Origin of the sequence: Pseudomonas luteola NBRC 103146 (assembly GCF_002091675.1) — a bacterium.
Classification (GTDB): Bacteria; Pseudomonadota; Gammaproteobacteria; order Pseudomonadales; family Pseudomonadaceae; genus Chryseomonas; species Chryseomonas luteola.
Genome location: NZ_BDAE01000009.1, coordinates 163,026 through 170,627, shown reverse-complemented (window position 1 = coordinate 170,627; position 7,602 = coordinate 163,026). Strand labels below are relative to the sequence as shown.

Genomic DNA, 7,602 nt, shown 5'->3' with positions numbered 1-7,602 from the left:
GCCCAAGCAGTTCGCCGCCACCCTTGTCGTTGCTGTTAGTCATAAACATACCCGTTTGCCTATCTCTTATCCTAAGGGGGAAACGGTGTCCTGTCTTTCAAGGGGCTCGTTCAGAGATGTAGATCGCATCGGCAGCAGCACGAAAACTCTTATGCTCAACCAGAGCACAAAATGCCTGAAGATCATTTAGGTCGAAGTTGACGGCCATCGTACTCACATAACTTGTGTTGAATAATGGACATATATTATCGGATATAGCTATGGCAAACCGCTTTTATGGGCATAATTTGATGCAGCCCTTAATCGCGCCATTATGTGCTAACCCTCTCGCCCTTAGGTTAGTTGAGGCGTTCCTCCCAAATGATACGTAACTGTGAGTGAGAATGCTGGAGTAGATCAGTTCTGACTGTTCACGCTTGAATACATTTGTCGAGAGCTATACTACTTAGAGCATTCGCAACATGCGGATCGGCTATAAGAGTAGGATCAAATCGCCTAAATTTGTAGGTCTATAGCAAGGAGTAGCTTTTGTTGAGGTGATTGAAAAACCACTTGGTGTAAGTTTGATCATATGCTGGACTAAAGGATTAACAAGATCCGGCTAGATGTCCAACATTTAAGATTCCTCGGTACCGCTATAGAAACAAATAGCTTAAATATTCATAGGAAGGAGGAATAGTTTCATCTTTGTAGCGTCTAGCGTGTTGGATGATAACTTGAAGATTAAGCGTTTGGCTTTAACTAATAACGCATAACGGACTAAATGATTTGACTTGCCAGCTATTTTATCTTTCCTTGCAATATCTGGGAAGGACATTATGACATTGGCGGGTCATAACGTTATTGCTTTTGAGATACCGATTAAATCCGCATTTTCATAACTTGTCTTGCAGACTTATAAGAATCTTGTTGCAGTATTGATCGTTATTAAAAGGTTGGTCGTGGCTGATCTGTTTATAAAAAAACTAAGGGTTTCATGACGTAATAAACGTACCTATCCATTTGTCGGATTTGATGGCAATAAGTTTTTCTGAATCTACGCTGTTGTTACCAGTGCAACTGGTAACTATCAAGATCAGAAGAAGGATGCGGTCTCTCTGGTTAACTGGCCTACTGCCATCTTTAAGGCCATATATTAGGTATAACGACAAGGAAATCGATATGCGTCTTCACCACCTTTTCACTGCCACAGCCCTAACCCTTGCGACTGCTACTGCAATGGCTGAAATGAATGAGTCTGAGATTAACCAGGCTGGGGATGGCAATACTGCTGAGCTTACCCAAACCGGAAGCTCTAATAAGGCAATACAGAATCAAATGGGCATCAATAGCAGGCAGATCGTCGAGCAGAATGGGAACACAAACTCGGCTACTGTTTTTCAGGCAGAAAGTACCAACGACGCTGAATCAAGGGTGTACCAGACGGGTGACAATAACCTTGCGACCATTTACCAGGAAGGCGGTAGCTATGCTGATGTAACGCAAAATGGTAATGCAAACGTTTATAACTATGACGGTACAGGTGGCTTAATAGGCGTAGCGTCCAGCGAGCAGATTGGTAATAACAACGTACATAACATTGTCCAGACCGGGCTGTACTATGCTCCCGTTTTTGCCTACACAACTGGCAACGCGAATAACATCACGGTAGAGCAGGACACGGGAGGTGTAGGTAGTGGATTCTCCGTCACCCAGAATGGTGATAACAACGCTATTACCTCTACTCAACGCTATATGAATAATTCGGTCGTAGGCGACCAACGTGGAAATGCAAACGTTGTAGTCGTTGACCAAGACGGCAGTAACCCTAAGTATCCTGAGGACGGCGGGAATAGCTTGAGCTTTAACCAGACCGGTGACGGTAATAGCGTAAACGCCACTCAAATCCTGAATACATCAGCCGGATTCACACAAAATGGTAATAACAACACCATAACTTCCAGGCAAGAAGGTAACGCCGGAATGTTTGCTTCAGCACGGGTTTATCTGGATGCAACCCAAACAGGGGATAACAATACTCTGAATGTAGACCAGAGGGCTGCGCAGGGATCTAATGAGATCACTACCAATCAGGAAGGTAATGGCAATACCATGGATCTTGTGCAGGATAGAACGATCGATAGCTCACTGGAAGTCGCTCAGCTGGGTGACGACAACTACATGAGTATTACTCAGCGCCAGACTGTCAATGATGTCTTTAAGCTCACTCAGGAAGGCTCAGGCCTATCTGTAACGCTTGAACGTACTGGTCAGGGTAATCAGGCTACGGTATCTCAAACCGGCATGATGAATACAGCGGCCATTATTCAGCAGTAAGCCAACAAAGTACGCCATGAGAACCTTGAGTTCTCATGGCCTCTCTGAGCTTCAAGCCTGTCACAAGAGGCATGTCGCGTTTCCAGACAATTGGTCAACACAGCTATCTGTTTGGTCTGCTAATAAGGCTTGCTTATGAGCAGGAATTTAAAAAACTGTTTACTTAAATTTGCCCCGCCTTGAAAAGTATGGGCGGATGAACCAATACACAGGTAGCCTTGCTTTGGATACTTAGCCGAAGTGCTTATAGATTCCATTCGCTATAAGGCCCCTTAAATGTTCATTGCCTAACTGCAAGTAGTCTCTTTATAACGCTTTCTTAAATTGAACTCTAGGGTCTGTCTGAACAGTCCATCCACATGCATTGCTCGATACAAGCCAGAATAACCACAGCCTTGAAGCTACTGGCCAGTTTGTCAAAGCAGGTGTATTTCCTTCAACTAGCTGAATAGCATTCGTTTACGCGTATATCAAACCGTCAAGGCGCGCCTAGACACGTGGTGCGCTGAGTAATTACCGATCGCATACTAAAGTGGTTGCGATCATGACGTAACTCTTCACGATCGTAGTCCTTGTCAATGCTTCCTGTCATTAAGCATTGCAGAGTAAGGCAAGAGGTATATTTGGTCCTGACACCTTGATAGCTTAATCATTTCTATTGTTAGTTCATTCTCTGCAGCTGATCTTTCGTAGGATACTACGCCGCCTCGTTCATCTCTAATTTCTGCTAGAGTGCACAAAAGATGCCAGTCTATTAGCTTGTTTTTAAGACGGAACTTAACATCTTGAGCTCATTTAAAAGGTTGCCTACGGCACTATTCTGCTCTTCGCAGCTTTGTAAGGAGCTTAATTGATCCTCTAAGTCGGAGATGAACTTTGGGGCATCTTTTAACTCGAATCTATTAAAGTGAGCGATGCATTCCCTCGCTAGTCCCAACTTGGTTTGAACATCTTCTAAAGCACGCATAGTATTCAAAACGCTTTCAGCCTGCTGGTTTGGTAATTTTAAATCAGGCCGCTTATCGACGAGTGAAAAATCATGCAGCCAGTCACCAGCCTGAACAAGATGAAACGTCTCGACTATTTTTTTGCCAATAGCCTCTCTATCGTTGCCAGTGAGCGGCATGACACTAAACTTATTCGATGCAATAGTTATCAAGTTTGTTAGCGCTTTAGATTTTTCGCGCTTTGCTGCTAAATCTCCGAAAGTACTGAGCTCATCTGGCCTTGCTGCCATCTCATAAAGAGTGTTTGTTATGCGCTCTAAACCTGCAGTATGTTTCTCCTGCGGTAACCGAGCGATTCCATAAGCGAAAAGGGCTTCACTAAGCGTCATCGCGATGCTTGGATTTTCGACATTTATATCTGGTAGTGCGTTATATAAATGATCCAACTGCTCAAGTTTGGATTCAGACTTTGATTGAAAATTAATTAGATATTTAACAAATTCCATCGCTATAGACGATTTGTCTAAATTATTTGCGTTGGGTAGATGTTGAAGTAACGTATCCATCGCCCTGATATTTGGAGCTTTTTGTAAGGTCGTCCAAGCCTCTATAACGTTGTCAGGAACCTTGATGTCATTGTGCTCAATCATGGCTTGACATAATGCATCGTTAGATTGTGACAATGCCAAGCGATCAGGGAAAGCCAAGTGCTTTGCCACCTCGCTGACAATATCCTTATTGGCCTTTTTCCAAGCACCTGAAAATCGTGCTACTTGCAGCGAAGAGGCACGCGGACTTGATGGTGGAGCATCTGGCCGAGGCGGTTTTACTGGCAATTTCTGGGGAGGCAGCGGAGCAGTTTCACTCTTCCGAACATCCTCTTCAGGTGTTGGAGAGTGAATGGTAACAACAGAAGGAGTACCAATCGGATACATGATGGACAGGCCTGTTGGATATAGAGAAAGTTCCTGCGTGGTTTTCTACTAACAAAAGTTCCCACCTATGGCCTGGACTGAATCTGCTGTGATCAGATCCTTTACCTACGCCGGACGCCGATCCGTTGGCTTCATTAACGAGGCGGTTTTTGCTTGAGCCTCTAATCCATAGGGCTTAAACCTTCAATTGCTAGTCCAAGCGGTAGTGATGCAAGAGCGAAGATAACGATGCAGCACTTTTCTACTAAGTCGCATTGTTGAAGGACCCCTGGCAATACAGCTCGGAATTGGCGCGGTTAAAAAGCGTCGAGTGGCGGCATGACGCAGCGTCGTGACATGTTATGTAAGCCATATTGCTCCACAACCAGAAGTTGGACCAAAGCTTGCCATCTACGGATGCCTGTCTTGACCCGAATGCAAGCGTGGAGCCTCGCCTTGCCTCACGCATTCAACGTTTAAATCGAGAAGGTCCGTGACCCATCGCTCTACAGCGCACCTGACTGAAAAGCTGCAGCCGAGCCTGTTAGGTGCCGGTCAGGACATTGCGTCAAAACGCAGGCAGATTTGACAAACAAAGTTAACTATCATAATTATTTAGATGCTGGCCGATACCGAGGTCAAGCTCAAAAATGGGCATACAACAACAAGGAAAACCCATGAAACTTCTACCAGGTGTATTTGCCACCTGTCTTTGTCTCTTATCGAGCACAACGTCGTTCGCTGAAAACGCCCAAACACCTCATCAGCCTAATATTCTCCTGCTAGTTGCTGATGACCTGGGCTATGCAGACCTTGGCGCAATGGGCAGTGAAATCAGCACACCTAACCTCGATCAGTTGATTGCTGGTGGAAAACTCTTGCTGGACTTTCATAGCGCGCCGAGCTGTTCTCCTACCCGTGCCATGTTGCTTACTGGCAACGACCAGCACCTGTCAGGTATTGGCATGATGGCCGAGACACGTAATCGGCTGTTTGCTCACCAAGCCATCCGTCCTGGCTATGAGGGCGTATTACAAGGTGAGGCTGTTACGCTGGCTGAACTACTGCGAGACGCCGGCTATGAGACTTCCATTGCAGGGAAGTGGCATCTGGGCAAGCTGCCGGAACAACAGCCTCAGAATAGAGGGTTTGCTGAGTCCTATGTGGTGTTGGAGGGAGGGGCAGCTCATTTCAAGCAAAAGGAAATGTCTATCCAGGCCAACTACTCGGCAACCTTTGTCCATAATGGGGAACCGCTTGCTCTGCCCGAAAACTACTTCTCGACCACCTATTTTACCGATCGGCTGATCGAGACGACCCGGGCGGCGCATGAGCAAAACAAGCCTTTCTTTGCATTTGCAGCCTTCACGGCGCCTCACTGGCCGCTCCAGGCGCCGGATAGCTATCTTGCCAAGTACCGTGGGTTCTATGACAGGGGATATCAGGTGATTGCCGATCAACGCCTGGTTCGCCAAAAAGAGCTGGGCCTGCTTCCAGCCGATTTCCAGACGCGGGCGGTACTGGAAGGCGTGCCTGAGTGGAATTCCTTAAGCGCGGAAGAAAAAATGCGCTCAGCACGCTCAATGGAGGCCTATGCGGCAATGGTTGAGTCTCTGGATCAGGAGATTGGCCGCCTCGTCACTCATCTTAAAAACCTGGGCGAGTATGACAATACACTTATACTGTTCATGTCCGACAACGGCCCGGAGTCGGTGAACCGAGGGGATTCAATCAAAGAGTGGGTAGCCGAACACTTTGATAATCGTCTGGACAATTTGGGGCGAGCCAACTCGTTTGTGACCTACGGTCCGGCCTGGGCGCAAGTTAGTGCTCAGCCGGGACGGCGCTATAAGCAGACCATTTTTGAAGGTGGAATACGGGTACCTGCGTTTGTACATTTTCCGGCCAGGGCCCTCAAGGGCCAGACAACGGAGTTTGCCAGTGTTCGTGACGTCATGCCAACCTTTCTTCAGGTAGCCGGTATAGAGCATCCCGGTATTCGCTATAAGGGTAGGGCGGTCATCCCGTCACAGGGCAGCACGATGTTGCCGTTTCTTAGTGGAGAGGAGCCGCAGATTCATGCCGCCGCGCAGCCGATGGGGTGGGAGCAGGACGGTGCAGCAGCGCTTCGTCGAGGCAACCTGAAGCTGGTCTATGCGCCCAAGATAACAGGCGCAACCTGGCGTCTATATGACTTGGCCACCGATCCCGCCGAGCAACAGGACTTGGCTGGGCAACATCCTGAGCAGGTTAAGGACCTCCTGATAGACTGGCGGCAGTATGCAGGCAGTAACAACATCTCTGTAGACGAGGCAGGAGTGCCGCGCTTTCCTGCACTGCAGCGCCCGGCCGATAGCGCACCAGATCTGTGAGCGTACGGCGTAATCACCTGATCGCTATCGGCGCTCTTTTGCTCGCGATCCTGACCGGAGGGCTTTTGCGCTACCTGGCCGTGGCGGATTCATCGCCAGTGCCAGGCTATTTGTGTGAAACCTACGACGGGCTGCCCCTGACGCGGCAGGGCAGAGAGCGGCATGGAATGATCCAGCTAAGCGCAGGCCGGTTTACGATGGGGTCCGAGCGCTTCTATCCCGAAGAGCGGCCAGCGGTCCCCGTTGGCATCAAAGGTTTCTGGATAGACCGTCACCCTGTCACCAATGCGCAGTACGCAGCATTTGTAAGGGCAACCGGCTATCAGACGCAGGCGGAGCGCGGGCTCAGTGGCGAAGCGGCCAGAGGACTTCCTCCGGCGGTGCGTCTGCCCGGCTCGCTGGTATTTGTCCGTTCAAAAGAGCATCCGGGATGGCAGTTTATTGCTGGAGCAAACTGGCGGCACCCGGAGGGCCCTGGCTCGGGCATCGAAACTCGACTCAATCATCCGGTGGTTCATGTCAGCTTTGATGATGCTCTGGCCTATGCCGCCTGGCTGGGGCGAGAGCTACCAAGCGAGGCGCAGTTGGAGTACGCCGCCCGCGGCGGCCTAATGGAAGCGGACTACGCTTGGGGTGACAAACCACTGGATCATGAACATCCACAAGCTAACACTTGGCAGGGCGACTTTCCCCTTGCGGATCGAGGAATTGATGGATACCGGGGGACATCTCCCGTGGGCTGCTTTCCACCCAACGGATTCAACCTTTTTGACATGGGAGGTAATGTCTGGGAGCTTACCCGTACTTGGTATCGTCCGGGCCATGAGAGTGTTGAAACCAACAACCCTGAAGGGCCTGATACGGGGCTGGACCCGCGGGAGCCTGGCGTTCCGGTGAAGGTTATAAAAGGTGGCTCCCACCTGTGCGCCGAAGATTACTGTCTTCGTTATCGGCCTTCCGCCAGGCAATCCCAGGTCAGTTATTTAGGCACCTCGCATATCGGATTTAGAACGGTCTCGACAGAGGCGCCGACCCGCTAGGCAGCTGTATTTC

At 49.1% G+C, this 7,602-nt stretch carries 4 protein-coding genes and 1 pseudogene; 3 read left to right on the top strand and 2 right to left on the bottom strand.

The window, feature by feature from the left end:
* Positions 1-103: 103 nt before the first annotated feature.
* Positions 104-208, bottom strand: a pseudogene (locus tag PLU01S_RS26145) (helix-turn-helix domain-containing protein); the annotation flags it as partial.
* A 953-nt stretch (positions 209-1,161) separates the two neighbouring features.
* Here PLU01S_RS26145 and PLU01S_RS12580 point away from each other — a divergent pair.
* Positions 1,162-2,316, top strand: coding sequence for a hypothetical protein (locus PLU01S_RS12580; RefSeq protein ID WP_159435101.1), 1,155 nt, complete (start codon positions 1,162-1,164; stop codon positions 2,314-2,316).
* A gap of 754 nt (positions 2,317-3,070) precedes the next feature.
* Here PLU01S_RS12580 and PLU01S_RS12575 read toward each other — a convergent pair.
* The gene (locus PLU01S_RS12575) at positions 3,071-4,198 is read right to left on the bottom strand and encodes a hypothetical protein (protein ID WP_139208790.1); all 1,128 of its coding nucleotides are present in this window, start codon (positions 4,196-4,198) and stop codon (positions 3,071-3,073) included.
* Between the two features lie 656 nt (positions 4,199-4,854).
* Here PLU01S_RS12575 and PLU01S_RS12570 point away from each other — a divergent pair.
* Both PLU01S_RS12570 and PLU01S_RS12565 read left to right on the top strand, forming a co-directional pair.
* On the top strand, positions 4,855-6,549 hold the full coding sequence (locus PLU01S_RS12570) for an arylsulfatase (protein WP_074825852.1): 1,695 nt from the start codon (positions 4,855-4,857) through the stop codon (positions 6,547-6,549).
* Entirely contained in the window at positions 6,546-7,589 is a 1,044-nt protein-coding gene (locus PLU01S_RS12565) for a formylglycine-generating enzyme family protein (RefSeq protein WP_233432160.1), read from the top strand. The genes PLU01S_RS12570 and PLU01S_RS12565 overlap by 4 nt, the downstream gene beginning before the upstream one ends.
* Positions 7,590-7,602 lie beyond the last annotated feature (13 nt).